Annotated in this window: 15 protein-coding genes; 12 read left to right on the plus strand and 3 right to left on the minus strand. The window is 71.7% G+C overall.

What is annotated here, in order from left to right:
- Positions 1-104 precede the first annotated feature (104 nt).
- Positions 105-542 (plus strand): DUF485 domain-containing protein, encoded by a 438-nt coding sequence (locus tag WJM95_RS00280; RefSeq protein ID WP_339127355.1) that lies wholly within the window; start codon positions 105-107, stop codon positions 540-542.
- Positions 539-2,155 carry a cation acetate symporter gene (locus tag WJM95_RS00285; RefSeq protein WP_339127357.1) on the plus strand — a complete coding sequence of 539 codons (1,617 nt, stop codon included), beginning with the start codon at positions 539-541 and terminating at the stop codon, positions 2,153-2,155. Before WJM95_RS00280 ends, WJM95_RS00285 begins: the two co-directional genes overlap by 4 nt.
- A 94-nt stretch (positions 2,156-2,249) precedes the next feature.
- On the opposite strand, the gene WJM95_RS00290 is transcribed toward WJM95_RS00285, so the two are convergent.
- Positions 2,250-3,743: a long-chain fatty acid--CoA ligase gene (locus tag WJM95_RS00290; protein ID WP_339127358.1), complete on the minus strand. Its 1,494-nt coding sequence runs from the start codon at positions 3,741-3,743 to the stop codon at positions 2,250-2,252.
- Positions 3,740-4,918: a TauD/TfdA family dioxygenase gene (locus tag WJM95_RS00295; protein WP_339127359.1), complete on the minus strand. Its 1,179-nt coding sequence runs from the start codon at positions 4,916-4,918 to the stop codon at positions 3,740-3,742. Before WJM95_RS00295 ends, WJM95_RS00290 begins: the two co-directional genes overlap by 4 nt.
- A 169-nt stretch (positions 4,919-5,087) precedes the next feature.
- Here WJM95_RS00295 and WJM95_RS00300 point away from each other — a divergent pair, with 169 nt between their 5' ends.
- The 9 genes from WJM95_RS00300 to WJM95_RS00340 all read left to right on the plus strand — a co-directional run bounded on the left by WJM95_RS00300 (position 5,088) and on the right by WJM95_RS00340 (position 14,714).
- Positions 5,088-6,089, plus strand: a complete 1,002-nt coding sequence (locus WJM95_RS00300; RefSeq protein WP_339127361.1) for an AraC family transcriptional regulator — start codon at positions 5,088-5,090, stop codon at positions 6,087-6,089.
- 379 nt (positions 6,090-6,468) lie between these two features.
- Positions 6,469-7,521 carry a 3-keto-5-aminohexanoate cleavage protein gene (locus tag WJM95_RS00305; protein ID WP_339127362.1) on the plus strand — a complete coding sequence of 351 codons (1,053 nt, stop codon included), beginning with the start codon at positions 6,469-6,471 and terminating at the stop codon, positions 7,519-7,521.
- Positions 7,522-7,640: 119 nt separating this feature from the next.
- Complete coding sequence (locus WJM95_RS00310) at positions 7,641-8,615, plus strand: quinone oxidoreductase (protein ID WP_339127364.1); 975 nt, start codon at positions 7,641-7,643, stop codon at positions 8,613-8,615.
- A 49-nt stretch (positions 8,616-8,664) separates the two neighbouring features.
- Positions 8,665-9,573 (plus strand): TauD/TfdA family dioxygenase, encoded by a 909-nt coding sequence (locus tag WJM95_RS00315; RefSeq protein WP_339127366.1) that lies wholly within the window; start codon positions 8,665-8,667, stop codon positions 9,571-9,573.
- 99 nt (positions 9,574-9,672) lie between these two features.
- Positions 9,673-10,959 (plus strand): MFS transporter, encoded by a 1,287-nt coding sequence (locus tag WJM95_RS00320; RefSeq protein ID WP_339127367.1) that lies wholly within the window; start codon positions 9,673-9,675, stop codon positions 10,957-10,959.
- Positions 10,956-11,534, plus strand: a complete 579-nt coding sequence (locus WJM95_RS00325; protein WP_339127368.1) for an alpha/beta hydrolase — start codon at positions 10,956-10,958, stop codon at positions 11,532-11,534. The genes WJM95_RS00320 and WJM95_RS00325 overlap by 4 nt, the downstream gene beginning before the upstream one ends.
- A 29-nt stretch (positions 11,535-11,563) precedes the next feature.
- Positions 11,564-13,546, plus strand: a complete 1,983-nt coding sequence (locus tag WJM95_RS00330; RefSeq protein WP_339127369.1) for an acetoacetate--CoA ligase — start codon at positions 11,564-11,566, stop codon at positions 13,544-13,546.
- A gap of 171 nt (positions 13,547-13,717) precedes the next feature.
- Positions 13,718-14,092, plus strand: coding sequence for a hypothetical protein (locus tag WJM95_RS00335; protein ID WP_339127370.1), 375 nt, complete (start codon positions 13,718-13,720; stop codon positions 14,090-14,092).
- A 199-nt stretch (positions 14,093-14,291) separates the two neighbouring features.
- The gene (locus tag WJM95_RS00340) at positions 14,292-14,714 is read left to right on the plus strand and encodes a metalloregulator ArsR/SmtB family transcription factor (RefSeq protein WP_339127371.1); all 423 of its coding nucleotides are present in this window, start codon (positions 14,292-14,294) and stop codon (positions 14,712-14,714) included.
- 27 nt (positions 14,715-14,741) lie between these two features.
- Here WJM95_RS00340 and WJM95_RS00345 read toward each other — a convergent pair whose 3' ends face one another.
- A complete protein-coding gene (locus WJM95_RS00345) occupies positions 14,742-15,716 on the minus strand; it encodes a helix-turn-helix domain-containing protein (RefSeq protein ID WP_339127372.1) in 975 nt (324 codons plus the stop codon).
- Positions 15,717-15,922: 206 nt separating this feature from the next.
- Here WJM95_RS00345 and ligA point away from each other — a divergent pair, with 206 nt between their 5' ends.
- Positions 15,923-18,016, plus strand: a complete 2,094-nt coding sequence (gene ligA / locus WJM95_RS00350; RefSeq protein WP_339127373.1) for an NAD-dependent DNA ligase LigA — start codon at positions 15,923-15,925, stop codon at positions 18,014-18,016.
- The last annotated feature ends 168 nt before the right edge of the window (positions 18,017-18,184 follow it).

Consider the following 18,184-nt stretch of genomic DNA (forward strand, 5'->3'; position numbering starts at 1 on the left):
CTTCGCACGGACCGACGAGCCGCATAGCGTTCGAGGACCCGAGCCGTCCCCCCACCGTCCCGCGGTCCGCGCACGCCGGGCCCGCACCCCACGAGGAGACCGGCATGTCGTACGACAGTTCCGCCCCGCGGCCCGCACGACCGCCCCGGGGACACCACAGCTCGTTCGCCGACCACGTCCCCGACCCGTCCGCGGCGGAACCCTTACGCGGCGGGGCAGCACCCCGCGCCTGGACCGGACACCACCGCGATCTGCGGATCCTGCGCCGCGCCTACCGCCGCCAGCGGCGCGTGACCACCTTCGCGGTGCTCGGCTGCTTCACCCTCTTCCTCGGCCTCTGCGCCGGCTGCCCCACCCTGATGGACCGTCCCGTCACCGGTGGTCTCTCGACCGGCCTGGTGATCGCCCTCGCCCAGATCCCCGCCACCTGGCTCGCCGTGCTCGCCTACGAGCGCACCGCCCGCCGCTACGTCGACCCGCTCGCCCACCGCGTGAACCGGAGCGTTCCGTGGGCCGGCGGCGAGCGGGAGCGGACGCGGTGAGCGCCTTCTCCGGCTCCACCCAGTCCTGGTCCCTCGTCGCCTTCTCCATCGCCGTCACGGTCACCCTGCTGCTGTGCGTGCTGACCGGCCCCGACAGCGACGATCTCGCCGAGTTCTACACCGGATACCGCTCGCTCTCCCCGCTGCGCAACGGACTCGCCATCGCCGGCGACTACATATCCGCCGCGACCGTCCTGACCATCGGCGGCGTGATCGCGCTGTGCGGTTTCGACGGCGTCGTCCTGGCCCTGAGCACCCTGCTCTCGCTGCTGGTCCTGATGTTCCTGCTGGCCGAACCCCTGCGGAACACCGGCAAGTTCACCATGGGCGACGTACTGGCCCGCAGAATGCCCGGACGTTCCGTACGGATCACCGGGTGCGCGGTCACGATCGCCGCCCTCGTGCCGATGATGCTCGTCCAACTCGCCAGTACGGGGCAGCTGCTGGCGTTCATCCTCGGCTTCACCGACAGCTCCATGAAGACGGGCTGCATCGTCGGGGTCGGCGCTCTGATGATCACCTACGCGGCCATCGGCGGTATGCGGGGCACCGCGTTGATCCAGCTCCTGAAGATGGTCGCGCTCCTGGGCTCCGGCATCGTCGTCGCGCTGCTCGTCCTCGGCCGGTTCCACTGGAACCCCGGAGAGCTGTTCACCGCGGCCGCGCGGCGCAGCGGTTCACCGGACGCGTATCTGCACGGCGGGCTCGAGTTCGCCGGCGGCCCGCACCCCCGGCTCGACATGATCAGCACCCAGTTCGCCATCGTGCTGGGAGGCGCCTGTCTGCCGCACGTGACCATGCGGATGTTCACCGCCAACAGCGCCCGCCAGGTGCGGCGTTCGATGTCCTGGGCCGTGTCCTCGGTGGCGTTGTTCATGCTGGTGGCGGGAGTTGTGGCCGTCGGCGCTACGGCGTTGATCGGCCGGACCGGTGTCACCGCCGCCGACCCGCGTGGCCACACCGCCTATCTCCTGGGCTCACGTGCGGCGTTCGGCCCCGTGGTGTCCCGGGCGGAGACCCTGGTGTTCACCACGGTCACCACCGCCATCTTCCTCACGCTGCTCGCCTCCGTCGCGGGAATGACCCTAGCCTGCGCCAACTCGCTCGCCCACGACGTCTTCGCGGGCCGCGGAACGGCCATGTCGTCCCAGCGCGAGACCGGATTCGCCCGCGGCTCGGCGCTGGTCGTCGGCGCGCCCGTGATCGCCCTCGCGGTCGTCGTCCAGAACCGGAGCCTTCAGCCCCTGGCCACGATGTCCTTCTGCGTGGGCGCCTCCGCGATCGCGCCCGCCCTGGTCTACAGCCTCTTCTGGCGCCGCTACACACGCGCAGGTCTGCTCAGCACGCTCATCGGCGGCACCCTCGCCGTGCTGGTCCTGATGCCGGGCACCCGGCTGGTGTCGGGCTCCCCGATATCCGCCTTTCCCGACGCCGACTTCAACTGGTTCCCGTTCACCACCACGGGGCTGGTGTCCATCCCGCTCGGCTTCGCGTTCGGCTGGCTCGGCAGCCTGCTGTCCGGACGGCGTGCGGCCGACCGTGAGCGAGGGGTGTACGAGAGTGTCGAGAGCCTGATCCTCGCGGGACCGCGACCGCGGCCGAAGGAGCGGTGACGGTGGCGCGGCCGAAGGAGCGGTGACGGTGGCGGGGCCGAAGGAGCGGTGACGGTGGCGGGGCCAGCGCCACCGAGCACTCCGGCCGGCCGGTTCACATGCCGTCGACCACGATCTCGCGCTTGAGGATCTTGCCCGTGGGGCCCTTGGGCAGCTCGGCCGTGATCTCGACGACCCGGGGGTACTTGTACGCGGCGACCCGCTCCTTGGCGTGGGCGCGGATCTCCTCGGCCGTGGCCTCGGCCCCCGGCCTGAGCGTGACCACGGCCGCCACCTCCTCGCCGTGCAGGGGGTGCGGCACCCCCACGACGGCGGCCTCGGCGACGGCGGGGTGCTCGTACAGCACCTCCTCGATCTCACGCGGGTAGACGTTGTAGCCACCGCGGATGATCATGTCCTTCTTGCGGTCGACGATGAAGTAGAAGCCGTCCTCGTCGACGCGGGCCAGGTCTCCGCTGTGGAACCAGCCGTCGCGGATCGCCTCCGCCGTGGCGTCCGGGCGGTTCCAGTACCCGGTCATGACGTTCTCGCCGCGAATGGCGATCTCGCCGACCTCACCGGGCGCGGTCGCGCCGCCGTCCTCGGCGACGAGCCGCATCTCGACCCCGCGGACGGGCACACCGATCGAGCCCGCCTTTCGGGGGCGGTCCGGGTGGTTGAACGCGGCGACCGGTGACGTCTCGGACAGTCCGTAGCCCTCCAGCACGGCGGCACCGAAGCGCCGCTCGAACCCGAGCAGGACCTCGACCGGAAGCGCGGCCCCGCCCGAGACGGCCAGGCGCAGCAGACCGGCGTCGAAGCCGTCCGGAAGGTCGGCGTGCAGCAGCGCCGCGTACATCGTCGGCACCCCGAGGAAGACGGTGACCTTGTCGCGGGCGACGACCTCCAGGGCGCTTCGCGGGTCGAACCGGGGCAGCAGGGTCAGCGTGGCTCCGGTCGCGACGGCCACGTTGAGCGCGCAGGTCTGGCCGAAGGCGTGGAAGAGGGGCAGGCCGCCGAAGAGGACGTCGTCCGGTCCGACCTGGAGGAGGGTCTCGGCCGTGGTGAGGGTGTTGCGGGCCAGGTTCCGGTGGGAGAGTTCGGCGCCCTTGGGGGTTCCGGTGGTGCCCGAGGTGTAGAGGATCAGGGCGGGATCGCCGTCGGCCCGGTCCGGGGTGTCGCGCAGGGGCTCATGGCCGCGCAGCACGGCGTCGAAGGCTCCGGGCTCCGTGACCAGGCAGTCGGTGCCCGTCTCCGCGGCGGCCTTGGTCACCTCCTCGGCGAACAGCGGGTGCACCAGGGCGGTCCGCGCTCCGCAGTCGCGCAGGGTGAAGGCGACCTCGCGGGCCTTGAGCAGGGGATTCAGCGGGACGACGACTCCGCCGGCGCGCAGGATGCCGTAGTAGAGGACCGGGAAGAGCGGCACGTTGGGCATGGTCAGCGCGACCCGGTCACCCGGGGTGAGACCGCGGTCGAGCAGCAGCGCGGCCACGCGCGCACTGGCGTCGTCCAGTTCGGCGTAGGTGAGCGTGCTGTCGTCGTGGCGGACGGCGACGCGCTCGCCGTGGGCCGCGACGGTGGCCGCCAGAAGGGTGACGAGGTTCGTCATGCCGGGTATCTCCTCGGGTTCGTCGCGCCGGGCGCGGCGGTGGAGCGCGGTCGGATCACATCGCGAAGCGTGACCCACGGGTGGGCGTCCTGGCCACCGGGTCCCCGCGGAAGGGCCAGCCACAGGCGCAGCAGGTGGCTTGAAGGGTCCGGCGGCCCGTCGTCCTCGAAGGCCGGACGGGCGTGCATGACCCGGTGGGTGTTGACCAGCAGCAGGTCCCCGGCCGTGAGACCGAGGTCGAGGCGGTACTCCGGGGAGGCGGCCACGGAGTCGACGAGGTCGAAGAGTTCCCGGTCTGCGGGCTCCAGCCGGGGCACCTCGGGGAAACGCTGGGCGGATTCGATGCGGCGCCGGTCGTACCGGGTGCTGGGCGCGCCGCCGGGGCCGTCGTGGCGGGAGAACAGCGGAGCGGTCGTCCAGGGCCGCTCACCAGGAGCGTGCTCCCCGCGACGGTCGAAGTGGTACGTGCGGTGGAGGCGCTCGGCGAGATCGGGGCGCCGCTCCTGGACGGCGCCCAGGACCGCGGCCGAGCCGGCCAGACGGACGCGTGTGCCGGTGCTGGGCGTGCGCAGCGCCAGCAGGGCGAGGAGATCGGTGGGGTCGGTGTGCAAGGGCTCGGCCTCGCGGGTCCGGTGGCCGGGTGCCGAGGGGGCGGTCTCGAAGGGCGCGGCCTCGCGGCTTCGGTGGCCGGGTGCCGAGGGGGCGGCCTCGAAGGGCTCGGCCTCGCGGGTCCGGTGGCCGGGTGCGGAGAGGGCGCCCGGGTCCCGTCCGGTGTCCCGGAGGTGGCCTAGGACGAGTCCGTCGGCGTTCTGCGGGACCGGCTGCCCGAGATGCCGGCCGATCCCCCAGAACACGGTGCTCGCGGCGGTCTCGCCGAGGCGCTCGACGGGGATCCCCCGGACGACCGCGAACCCGCGGCCGCCTTCGAGGGTCTCGGAGAGACGCGCCAGGCCGGCGGCGAGGCTCGGCAGCGGGAAGTCCGCGGCCGTGAGCCTGAGCAGCGTGAGGTCCCGTCTGCGCGTCTCGCGCAGGGCGGAGTCGATCTCGGCGATCCGGGCCTCCGACAGACGCAGCCGCCACTGCCCGGGCCGTGCCAGCTCCGGGCCCTTCCAGACCGAGGGGTCCGCGTCGGCACCTGCCGCGGGCACCTCGCCCGCAGCGGACAGTCCTGTCATGCTCGCCTCCAATCCATCACACGTTCACCGGCCGGTGAGCGGCCACCCGCTGGGGACTCACCAGGGGCCCGGCCGGCGAACGGCGTCATGCTAGGTTCCTCGACCACCGCCGCGCTTGCCGTCGCGGGACAGGAGACTTGGCTTTTCGGGACATCTCTGGAGTGCGCCCATGAGACCGCTGGTCCGCACCGCCGCCCTGAGCGGCTACGTCGAGCTGTGCCGCTCCCTGGGGATCGACCCGCAGGCGCTGCTGAAGCGGGTGGGCCTGGACACCGCCGCCCTCACCGTCCAGGACCGGTGGATCTCCGGTACGGCGGCCGTCCAGGTGCTCGAGCTGTCGGCGGCCGAGTCCGGTCACGAGGACTTCGGCGTGCGGCTCGCGGAGTTCCGCCGTTTCTCGACGCTCGGTCCCATCAGCCTGGTCGTCCGCGAGGAACCGGACGTCCGCAGCGCGCTGGAACTGCTGATCCGCCATCAGTACATGTACAACGAGGTGCTGCACACCCGCCTGTCCGAGGGGGACGGACTGGCCACGCTGAAGGTGGACCTGCGGCTCGGTGAGGCGATGGAGTCCCGGCAGGCCACGGAGCTGGCCGTCGCCGCGTACCACCGCATCCTGAGCGACTTCCTGCACGCCCGCTGGCAGCCGCTCTCCGTGTGGTTCCGGCACTCCGCGCCGGCGGACACCTCGGCGCACCGGCACGCGTTCGGGCCCATCGTGGAATTCGACCGCGAGGTCGACGGGATCGTCTTCTACGCCGACGACCTCGACGCCCCCAACGCGATGGCGGACCCGTTGATGCGCGAGTACGCCCGTCAGTACTTCGACGCGATCGCCGTCCCGAAGGACACCACCGCCGCGGACCGGGTGCGCGAACTGATCGAGGTGCTGCTGCCGACCGGGCGCTGCTCGATCGAACAGGTCGCGCGCAGCCTCGGCGTCGACCGGCGCACCGTCCACCGTCATCTGGCCGCGTCGGGCGAGACCTTCTCCTCGCTGCTCAACGTCACCCGCCGCCACCTCGCGGAGCAGTTCGTGGCGAATCCCCGACGGTCGCTGACGGAGATCTCGGACCTGCTGGGGTTCTCGTCGCTGAGCGGGTTCTCGCGGTGGTTCCGGGAGCAGTTCGGGTGCAGCCCGAGAGCGTGGCGCAACAGCAGGCCCCTGTAGCGGTCCCCGCGCGCAGAGGCGTCAACTCCCGTGCCTGGACACCGCAGTGACGGAGGAGACGGGTGTACGGGCCACACGTCCCTTGGTCCGTGCGCCGCGTCGCCGATGTCCCCAAATGGCAAATCATCCGTCCCCTGACGGCAAGCACGCCCCAGGACTCGGCCCTACCTTTGCACCACCGCACAGAAAGACGCGGTCGGCCGTCGGAGGGAGCCGCGCCACTCCCCCGGACTCCCTCCGGACCGGCCGACCGCGGTGGGCCGGCTCGCGCCCGCTGTCACCGGTGACCCGCATCGATCCCCGCCGGAACTCCCAGGCCCGCGCAGCGCGCGGCGATGCCCCCGGCGAGTGATCACCGATCCGACGAAGGAGACGGACCGTGCACTTCCACGACGACTCGCTCTTCCCCGAGAACCAGGAAAAACTGGTCATCCAGGCCGCTCCCTACGGGCCCGAATGGCTTCCCGGCGACGCCGACGACCTTCCCCTGACGATGGACGAGCACGTGCAGGCGGCCGTCGACTGTTACAACGCCGGTGCCACCGTCCTCCACATCCACGTCCGCGAGCTCGACGGCAAGGGCTCCAAGCGGCTGTCCATGTTCAACGAGTTGATCGGACGCCTGCGCGAGGCCGTGCCGGACATGGTCCTCCAGATCGGCGGGTCGATCTCCTTCGCCCCCGAGGGCGCGGGCTCGGAGGCGAAGTGGCTCGACTTCGACAGCCGTCACATGCTCGCCGACCTGGACCCGAAGCCCGACCAGGTCACCATCGCCATCAACACCAGCCAGATGAACATCGTCGAGATCATGACCGACGACGATCTGGAAGGCACCTCGATCGCCAAGCCGGACTACTACAAGGCGTACCGGGACATGTACCTGGAGGCCGGTCCGGACTTCTACCTGGAGCACCTCAAGCGGCTCGGTGCGAGCGGGATCCAGCCGCACTTCCAGCTCGCCACCCTCGCCCAGCTCGAAACCGTGGAGCGCCTGATCCGCTCGGGCGTCTACAGCGGCCCGCTGGTCCTCAACTACGTGGCGATCGGCGGCGGTTTCGCCGGCCGGCACCCGGCCGACCTGATCGAGTTCGTCCGTCGCGTCCCCGACGGCGCCGTCCTCACCATCGAGAGCTCCATGCGCGCGGTGGCGCCCATGAACGCGATCGGCATCGCGCTCGGTGTGCACGTCCGCGTGGGCAACGAGGACAACCTGTGGCGACGCAAGGGCGAGCGCATGTCCAGCGTCGAGCAGGTCGAGCAGATGGTGCAGATCTCCGAGGCGCTCGGCCGTGACATCGCCACCGGCGCGGAGGCCAGGAAGATCTACGGGATCGGCGAGACCTACTCGGGCACCGACGAGACGCTCGCCCGGCTCGGCATGGTGCCCAACCGCCGCCCCGGACAGCGCGGGTTCATGCTCCGCGACGTCTGACCCGAGGGTTCGCCACCGCGACGGGCCGGGCCCGTCCCGCCACGTGGCCGCCGGGGCCAGACCCCCCGGCTCCGGCGGCCCCTCCCCCATCCACCCGACACGAGCAACGGAGCGCCCCCGTGGCCCACGCCATTCGATTCAAGGAGACCGGCGGTCCCGAGGTCCTGCGCCGGGAGGAGGTCGTCGTCGGCGACCCCGGCCCCGGCGAGGTCCGGATCCGCCACCATGCCGTCGGACTCAACTTCGCCGACACCTACTTCCGCACCGGGCTCTACCCCGCGCCGCTGCCCGCCGGTCTCGGCGTCGAGGCGGCGGGCGTGGTCGAGGCCGTGGGCGCGGGCGTCACCGGGTTCACCGAGGGCGACCGGGTCACGTACACCGGCAGCCCGCTCGGCGCGTACAGCACGGAGCGGGTCATGCCCGCCGGGTCCCTGATCCGGCTCCCGGACGGCATCGCCTTCGAGACGGCCGCGGCGATGACCATGCGCGGTCTGACCTCCGCCTATCTGCTCCGCAGGATCCACCCGCTCACGGCGGGGGACACGATCCTGCTCACCGCGGCGGCGGGCGGCGTCGGGCTCATCGTCTGCCAGTGGGCCAAGCTGCTCGGCCTGAACGTGATCGGCACCGTCTCCACCGAGGAGAAGGCCGAACTGGCCCGGGCCCACGGCTGCGACCACGTCATCCACTACCGGCGCGAGAACGTGGCCGAGCGCGTGCGCGAACTCACCGACGGCGCCGGGGTACCGGTCGCCTTCGACAGCGTCGGTAAGACCACGTACGCCTCCTCGCTCGCCTCGCTGCGCCGCCGCGGACTGCTCGTCTGCTTCGGCACCGCCTCCGGTCCCGTCCCGCCCATCGACGCCATGCAACTCGCCGTCCAGGGCTCCCTGTTCGTCACCCGCCCAGCACTCGCCGACTACATCGCGGACCCCGCCGAACGGGCCGAACTCGCCGGCGAACTCTTCGACCACGTCCGCTCCGGACGCATCGGCATCAAGGTCAACCAGCGCTACTCCCTCGAGGACGCCGCCCAGGCGCACCGCGAACTCGAGGCGGGCGGGACCACCGGATCGTCCGTCTTCGTGCTCTGAACCCACCACTCCCCCGCGGTCAACTCCACTGCCACCAGGAGGAAGCACCATGGAACACACGCTCGCTCCGCCCGAGGGCGCGCCGGTCCGCGCCCACCACCGCGGCTCGATCCGGGTCGAACCGCTGACCTGCTCGATCGGCGCGGAACTGTCCGGCGTGAACCTCGGGGACGCCGCCCGCGACGACGACCTCTTCGCGGAGATCAAGTCCCTGCTGCTCCAGTACAAGGTGCTGTTCCTGCGCGACCAGGACCTCACCCGCGCCGAACACGTCGCCTTCGCCGAGCGGTTCGGCGCCCTGGAGGACCACCCGGTGGCCGGCAGCGACCCCGAGCACCCCGGCCTGGTGCGGATCTACAAGGACCTGGACAGTCCGGCCGAGCACTACGAGAACGCCCTTCACACGGACGGTACTTGGCGCGAGAACCCCGCCATGGGCGCCGTACTGCGCTGTATCGAGGGGCCGCCCGTCGGCGGCGACACGATCTGGGTCAACATGGCCGAGGCCTACCGGCGGCTGCCCGAGGAGATCCGTACGAAGATCCGGGGGCTGCGGGCCCGGCACAGCATCGAGGCCACCTTCGGCGCCGTGATGCCCGAGGAGAGGAGGCACGCGCTCAAGGCGCAGTTCCCGGACGCGGAGCACCCGGTGGTGCGTGTCCACCCGGAGACCGGCGAGGAGATCCTCTTCGTCAACGCGTTCACCACCCACTTCGTCAACTACCACACGCCCGGGAACGTGCGCTTCGGGCAGGACTTCGCCCCCGGCGCGGGCCTCCTGCTCAACTACCTGATCGCCCAGGCCGCGATCCCGGAGTACCAGGTGCGCTGGCGCTGGACCCCGAACAGCGTCGCCGTCTGGGACAACCGCTCCACCCAGCACTACGCCGTACAGGACTACTGGCCCGCAGTCCGCCGCATGGAGCGCGCGGGCATCGTCGGCGACAGACCGTTCTAGCCCCCTTCTTCAACAGCGCGTGAGGTGATGACAATGGAGTTGCACACCACTGCTGGATCCATCCCCGGGACGGACTCGACCGCCCCGTCCGGATGGCCCGTGTCACGACGTTATGCCTGGGTGGTCTTCGCCCTCAGTTTCGGCCTGCTGCTGTCGGACTACATGTCACGGCAGGTCCTCAACGCCGTCTTCCCCGACCTCAAGAGCGCGTGGCTGCTCACGGACGCGAAGCTCGGCACGCTCAGCGGTGTCGTCGCCCTCATGGTCGGTCTGTTCACCTTCCCCATGTCGCTGATCGCCGACCGCTGGGGCCGGGTCAAGAGCCTGCTGCTCGCCGCGGGGATGTGGAGCGTGGCGACCCTGGGCTGCGCGGTCTCGGCCAACTACGGCCAGCTGTTCGTCGGCCGCCTCTTCGTCGGCATCGGCGAGGCGGCGTACGGAAGCGTCGGCATCGCCGTCGTCCTGAGCATCTTCCCGATCGCCCTGCGTGCCACCCTGTCCGGTGCCTTCATCGCGGGCGGTGCCTTCGGTTCGGTCCTGGGCGTGTCGATCGGCGGCGCGGTCGCCCAACACCTGGGCTGGCGCTGGGCGTTCGGGGTCATGGGCATCTTCGGCCTGGTGCTGGCCCTGGTCTACGGCTTCGTCGTCACCGAGAAGAAGCTGACGCCGGAGGCCGGTTCCGGGGACGCCGGGTCCGATCCCGGGGTCCGGGGCCGGCTGCGCGTGCTGCTGCCGCGGCTGTTCTCCTCGGTCTCGGTGATCAGCGCCTACGTGGGCAGCGGTCTCCAACTGTTCATCGCCGCCTCGCTGATGGCCTGGCTGCCCAGCTTCTTCAACCGCTACTACGACATGCCCACCGCGAAGGCGGGCGCGACCGCCGGTGTCTTCATCCTCGTCATCGGCGTCGGCATGATCGGCGGCGGCATCGTCTCCGACCGCATCAGCCGGGCGTTCCCGCTGCGCAAGTGGTCGGTGGCCATCGCGTGCAGTCTCGGCTCGCTCGCCCTGCTGATGACGGCCTTCCGGCTGCCGACCGGCCCGCTCCAGCTGGCGGTCCTGGCCGCCGGAGCCCTGCTCTCGGCCGGCACCGCGGGCCCCGCGACCGCCATGGTGGCCAATCTGACCCCGTCGTCCATCTCCGCGACCGCGTTCGCCACCCTGACCCTGGCCAACAGCCTGCTCGGACTGGCTCCGGGGCCCGCCGTCACGGGCGCGCTCGCGGACGGCACGGGCCTGCTCGGCGCCCTGCGGATCATCCCGCTCACGGCACTCGCCGCCACCCTCGCGTTCCTGGTCGGCCGCCACTTCTACGAGCGTGATCTGCGCCGCCTGACGGGCGACCCCGCCCCCGCGCCGGAGCCCGAGGACGCGGTGGTGACCGCGTGAGCGCCACCGCCGAGCCGGTCGTCGTGATCGTCCCGGGACTGCGCGGGCATGTCGCCGACCACTGGCAGACCCTGCTGGCGAACCGGCTGGCCGAGGCCGGGCGCACCGTGCACACCGTCCCGCCGCTCACCGAGGACCCGCTGAGCCGCGAGGCTCGCGTGGCGGCGCTCGACAAGGTGGTCTCGGGGACGGCGGGACCCGTGGTGCTCGTCGCGCACAGCGCCGGAGTGATCACCACGGTCCACTGGGCCGGGACGAGCACCGCACGGGTGCTCGGAGCGCTCCTCGTGACACCGCCGGACTTCGGCACCCCGCTGCCCGAGGGCTATCCGACTCCCGAGGAACTCGGCGAGAACGGCTGGACACCGGTTCCCCGGAGTCCGCTGCCCTTTCCCAGCGTCGTGGCCGCCAGCTCGAACGACCCCCTCGGCACCGCCGAGCGGGTCGCCGGGCTGGCCCGCGACTGGGGTGCCGACCTGGTGGAACTCGGCGAGGTCGGCCATCTCAACCCCGCGTCCGGCTACGGCCCGTGGCCGCGCGCGGAAGAACTGCTCCGCGACGTCGAAGCCGGCTGAAGGCCGCGTCCAGCCCAGGAAGGCAACCGATGAACACCGACACCGACCTGCTGTGGTCCCCCGGCCGCCGCGAGTTGGAGGACTCCAACGTCGCGGGCTTCATGCACTGGCTCGGCGAAACGCGGGGTCTTCGCTTCGACGACTACGCCGAACTGTGGCGGTGGAGTTCCACCGACCTCGCGGGATTCTGGTCGGCGGTGTGGGAGTTCTACGGGCTGGACGCGGTGGGTGGTTACGACCGTGTGCTGGGTGAGGCGTCCATGCCGGGCGCGGAGTGGTTTCCCGGTGCCCGGCTGAACTTCGCCGAACGCTGCTTCGCCCGGGCCACGGACGCCCGCCCCGCCCTCGTCTGCCTGACCGAGGACGGCAGCCCCGAGGAGACCTCCTGGGAGGAGCTGCGCCGGCAGGTCGCCGATGTCGCGGCGGCGCTGCGCCGCATGGGCGTCGCTCCGGGCGACCGCGTGGCCGGCTATCTGCCGAACCTCCGCCAGACCGTGGTGGCGCTGCTGGCCACGGCCGCCGTCGGCGCCGTGTGGACGGCCTGTTCCCCGGAGTTCGGCACGCCCAGCGTGCTCGCCCGGCTGCGTCAGGCGGAGCCGAAGGTCCTCGTGGCCGTGGACGGATACCGCTACGGCGGCAGGATCCACGACAGGCGGCCGGAGGTCGCCGAACTCGTGGAGGGCCTGCCCACCGTGCGCCATCTCCTCGCCGTCGACAGCGTCTTCACCGCGAAGGCCGGGCCGTGGCCGGGGCGACCCGGCGTCGAGCGGCACGACTGGTCCCAGCTGCCCGCGGCGGACGGTCCGCCGGAGTTCGCCGACGTGCCCTTCGACCACCCGCTGTGGATCCTGTGGTCGTCGGGGACGACGGGCATACCGAAGGGGATCGTCCAGGGGCACGGCGGCATCGTGGTCGAACTGCTCAAGGCCCTCGGCCTCGGCGTCGACCTGCGCGCCGACGACCGCTACCTCTTCATCACCTCCACCGGCTGGATGGTGTGGAACTTCCTGGTCGGCGGGCTGCTGCACGGCAGCACCGTCGTCCTGTACGACGGCAGCCCGACGTATCCCGGAGTCGACGGCGCCTGGTCGGTCGCCGAACGGACCGGCGCGACCGTGCTCGGTCTGGGAGCCGCCTATCTCACCGCCGCGGAGAAGGCGGGCACCCGTCCCGCGGAGACGTTCGGGCTCGGCGGGCTCAGGACCGTCCTCCAGACCGGGTCGACCCTGCCGGACGGCACCTGGCATTGGGTCCACGGGGCGCTGGGGCCCGGCGTGCGGCTCCAGTCGATCTGCGGCGGTACGGACGTCTGCTCGGTCCTGGCGGGCAGCACCCCCCTGCTGCCCGTCCGCGCCGGCCGGATCCAGGCGCCCGCCCTCGGTGTGGCCCTGGCCTCCTGGGACCCCGAGGGGCGCCCCCTGACGGGTGAGCAGGGCGAGCTGGTGGTGACCGCGCCCCTGCCGTCCATGCCGCTGTGCTTCGTCGGGGACGCCGACGGCGCCCGCTACCGGGCCAGTTACTTCGACACGTACCCCGGGATCTGGCGGCACGGGGACTGGGTCACCGTCGACGCCGACCTGTCGGTGGTCGTCGCGGGCCGCTCCGACTCCACGCTGAACCGCTCGGGCGTCCGCATGGGTTCCGCCGACATCTACGCGGTGGTCGACCAGCTCCCGGGAATCGCCGACAGTCTCGTCGTCGGTGTCGAACAGCCCGACGGCGGCTACTTCATGCCGCTGTTCGTCGTGCCCGCCGAGGACACGGCGTTCGACGAAGGGCTGCGGCGGTCCGTCGTCTCCGCCATCAGGGCCGAGCTGTCCCCGCGCCATGTGCCCGACGTGATCGTGGCCGTCCCGGCCGTCCCGCGCACCCTCACCGGCAAGAAGCTCGAAGTCCCCGTCAAGCGCGTCCTCCAGGGCGCCCGCCCCGGCGAGGTCAGCGGCGAGGGAGCCGTCACCCATCCGGAGATGCTGACGTGGTTCGCGGAGTTCGCCGCAGGACGACATTCCTGATCACCAGCCGGGCAACGACGATCACTTCCATGCCTCTCGAAGCACCGTTCCATGCTCCTTCCGCCAGTCCCGAAACAACCCGGCCGCACGCGGCGGACGGTCCGTAGGGTCCGGGACACCGGCCGGTCGGGAACTCCTCCGTCCGCGCGGTGACCCGAAGGAGACATCGGTATGGCAAATGTGGAGATCTCCCTCAAGGAGACGATGACGTCGATCGAGGGCGCTCTGGGCGTGGCTCTCGTCGACTACACGAGCGGGATGGCACTGGGCACACTGGGGGGCGGCAAGGATCTCGACCTGAACGTCGCCGCGGCCGGCAACACCGACGTGGTGCGGGCCAAGGTGCGCACCATGGAGCACCTCGGACTCAAGAGCAAGATCGAGGACGTACTCATCACCCTGGAGAAGCAGTACCACCTGATCCGCCCGCTCACGGGCCGTGACGGCAACGGGCTGTTCCTGTACCTGGTGCTCAACAAGGCGACGTCGAACCTGGCCATGGCCCGCCACCAGCTCGCCCGCATCGAAGCCGAACTAGAGGTGTAGACAGCCACGTTCTCCGCGCCTTCGCATGCCCACGACTTGAAGACTTCTTCAATTAGGTAAATCCAGATCGAGTCAATCACGTGGGCATGCGGAGGCGGAGCGGCCAGGATCGGTCCTTCAGGCACCGCTCGGGCACGCGGACAACCACCGCACCAGCGGGAGAGACAGCCCGTCCCCAGGCGGCAGGGAGCGAACGAATTTGACCAGGCAGGTTCCCCTCTACCAGGCCAAGGCCGAGTTCTTCCGCATGCTCGGACACCCCGTGCGCATCCGCGTCCTGGAACTGCTCCAGACCGGCCCGGTCTCGGTGCGCGACCTGCTCAGCGAGATCGAGGTCGAACCGTCCAACCTCTCGCAGCAGCTGGCCGTGCTGCGCCGCTCGGGAATCGTGGTGTCCATCCGCGAGGGATCGACCGTCAGTTACGCGCTGGCGGGCGGGGACGTCGCCGAACTGCTGCGCGCCGCCCGCCGCATCCTCACCGAACTGCTCGCGGGACAGACCGAGTTGCTGGCGGAACTGCGGCAGGCCGACGTCGACACGGGCCTGCCTCCCGGTCCGCGCGAACCGGACCTCGTCGTCACCCGGTCCGCGCGGCCCTCGCCCGCCGTCCGCAGCCACTGACGCCGCGGGCAGCCACCGTACGGACGGTCAGGCCCAGCCCCTGCGGGCGGCGTGCCAGCCGAGCTGGATACGGCTCTCGGCGCCGGCCCGCGCCATGAGTTCACCGATGCGCCGCTGCACGGTGCGACGGGAGACGCCGAGGCGCGCGCCGACCGCCTGGTCGGTGAGTCCCGCGAGCACGAGGGCGAGCATCCGGGCATCGAACTCGTCTATGGCGTCCGGTCGTTGTTCCATCAGCCCGTCACCCGCCGCCTGGGGCGACAGCGGGTGGGCCTGCTCCCAGGCGAGCTCGAAATAGGCGACGAGGGCGTCCAGCAGGCCCCCGGGGTGCACCAGGACGGAGGCGGCGGCCGTGTTGCGGCCGCTGAACAGGGGAAGCATCGCCAGGTCGTGATCCGCGATCATGAGCTTGACGGGCACGGCGTCGGCGACCCCCACCCGCTGTCCCGCCGCCAGCACCGCGAGGGCCTGCGCCACCATGCCGGGCTCGGTCAGCGCGTCCCGGTGCAGGATCGTCCGGTAGAGCACTCCGCGGCGCATACCGGCCCCCTCCGCGGTGTTGTCGTCGCGCGAGACGACACTCTGCTCGGGCACCATCATCGACCGCACCTCGTGCCGGGCGGACTCCTGGAGCTGCCGGAACCGGTGCCGTACCGCGTCGACGTCGCTGATCACCTCCACCGCCCCGCCCTCGGCTCCCGTGCGGTGCTGCTCGGCAAGCGTGAGCACCGCGTGCTCCGCCGCGCTCAACTCGTCGCGGCGGCGCCGCAGTTCCCCGCCGAGCGCGACCGCGGGAGGCGCCGCCACGAACAGGGCGGCCGCGCCGTCGACCGGCTGCGGGACGACGAGGCCGCGCCCGGCCAGCGCGGCGAGGAGGTCACGCGTCTCGGACTCGGGGCGGCCGCTGTCGGCCGCCAGTTCCTGGACGGCCGCCCGGCCGCGCTTCACCAGGAGACGGTAGACCTCCTCCTCGGCCGGACCGAGACCGAGCGCGGCGAGCATGGGCCACTCCTTGAAGTCGGCTGGCGGGACCGGGGCGGGGCAGCCCGCACGGCGGAGCCCGCGTCCGCGCGGTCCCACGGATACGCCAAGGTCTACTTCACCCTCCGGGCCCCTGTCATCTCCGGGTGGCGCACTTGCCCGCATCGCCCCAAGTGCGTGCCCGGGCGGGGCCCGTCGGAAGGGCATTGTCAGTGGTGGCAGGCAGGATGACGGGTATGACAACACCTGTTGCAGTGATCGTGGACGCCGTCGCCTACGCCCAGGCGGTCGAGGACGCGCTGAAGGCATCGGCCGCCTACTACGAGGGCGGCACGTCCGTGCTGGACGACGACGCGTACGACCGGCTGGTGCGGGGCATCGCCGCGTGGGAGGCCGCCCATCCCGATCAGGTGCTGCCCGACTCGCCGAGCGGGAAGGTCGCGGGCGGCGCCGTCGAGGGGGACGTCCCGCACACGGTGCCGATGCTCAGCCTGGACAACGTCTTCTCGGCCGAGGAGTTCACCGCCTGGACGGCCTCGCTCGCCCGGCGGACCGGTCACGAGGTGGAGCGGTACAGCGTCGAGCCGAAGCTGGACGGTCTGGCCATCGCCGCGCGCTACCGCGAGGGCCGGCTCACCCGGCTGATCACCCGCGGGGACGGCACGGCCGGTGAGGACGTGTCGCACGCCGTCGGGACGATCGAGGGGCTGCCCGCCGAGCTCGCCGAACCCCTCACCGCGGAGGTGCGCGGCGAAGTCCTCATGACCACGGCGCAGTTCGAGCACGCCAACGAGGTGCGCACCGCGCACGGCGGTCAGCCGTTCGCGAACCCGCGCAACGCCGCGGCGGGCACACTGCGCGCCAGGGAACGCGCCTACACCGTCCCGATGACCTTCTTCGGCTACGGCCTGCTGCCTGTGCCCGGCACCGACGCGGACACGGCCGCCCGGCTCGACGAGCTGGCGCACAGCGAACTGATGGCCAGGGCCGCGGAATTGGGTGTGAACACCACGGCGAGCACAGCGGTCCCCGGCGTCACCGCGGCGACCGCCGAGCAGGTCCTGGACCGGGTGCGGGAGATCGGGGGGCTGCGCGCCGAACTGCCGTTCGGGATCGACGGCATCGTCGTCAAGGCCGACCTCGCGGCCGACCAGCGGGCGGCGGGGTCCGGTTCACGCGCGCCGCGCTGGGCGATCGCGTACAAGCTGCCCGCCGTCGAGAAGATCACCCGGCTGCTGGCCGTGGAGTGGAACGTGGGCCGCACCGGCATCGTCGCCCCGCGCGCCGTGCTGGAGCCGGTGGAGATCGACGGCTCGACCATCACGTACGCCACGCTCCACAACCCGGCGGACATCACGCGCCGCGATCTGCGACTGGGCGACCATGTGATGGTGCACCGCGCCGGGGACGTCATTCCCCGTGTCGAGGCGCCCGTCGCCCATCTGCGCACCGGCGAGGAACAGCCCATCGTCTTCCCCGAGGCCTGCCCGAACTGCGGGTCGGCCATCGACACCAGCGAGCAGCGCTGGCGCTGCGAACAGGGACGCAACTGTCATCTGGTCGCCGCCCTCTCGTACGCCGCCGGGCGCGACCAGCTCGACATCGAGGGACTCGGTCACACCCGGGTCGTCCAGCTCGTCGAGGCGGGCCTGGTCACCGATCTCGCCGGTCTGTTCGGTCTGACCCGCGAGCAGCTGCTCGGTCTGGAGCGGATGGGCGAGACCAGCACCGACAACCTCCTCGCGGCGATCGAGAAGGCCAAGGGCCAACCGCTGTCCCGGCTGCTGTGCGCGCTCGGTGTCCGCGGCACCGGCCGCTCCATGTCCCGGCGCATCGCCCGGTACTTCGCCACGATGGACGCGGTCCGCGCGGCGGATGCGGAAACGATCCAGCGCGTCGAGGGCATCGGCACGGAGAAGGCACCGTCGATCGTCGCGGAGCTCGCCGAGCTCGCCCCGCTCATCGACAGACTCGTCGCCGCGGGGGTCAACATGACCGAGCCCGGCGCCACCCCGCCCCCCGCGCCCGGCGAGGACGGCCCGGAGGCGGAGGGCGGCGAGACGGCCGGGGGGCCGCTGGCCGGGATGACGGTGGTGGTCACCGGGGCGATGACCGGAGCCCTGGAGCAGCTCAGCCGCAACCAGATGAACGAGCTCGTCGAGCGGGCCGGCGGCCGTTCCTCCTCCAGCGTGTCGAAGAAGACGAGCCTGGTCGTCGCCGGGGAGGGCGCCGGGTCCAAGCGCGCCAAGGCCGAGACCCTCGGGATCCGGCTGGCGACACCGGAGGAGTTCGCCGAACTGGTCGCCGACCACCTCACCTGATCGCCGCACCAGGGCCGGTCGCCGACCACCGCACCCGATCGCGCGCCCGGCGGGTCGGCGGCCGGCCCGATGAACGCACCCGAGCGGGTCACAGGCAACCTCGTCCGGTCACCCAAGCGAGCTGGTCACCTGCGACCTCATCCGGTCATCGCACCCCGAGCGGCTTGG

It is taken from the genome of Streptomyces sp. f51 (genome assembly GCF_037940415.1).
Taxonomy (GTDB): Bacteria; Actinomycetota; Actinomycetes; order Streptomycetales; family Streptomycetaceae; genus Streptomyces.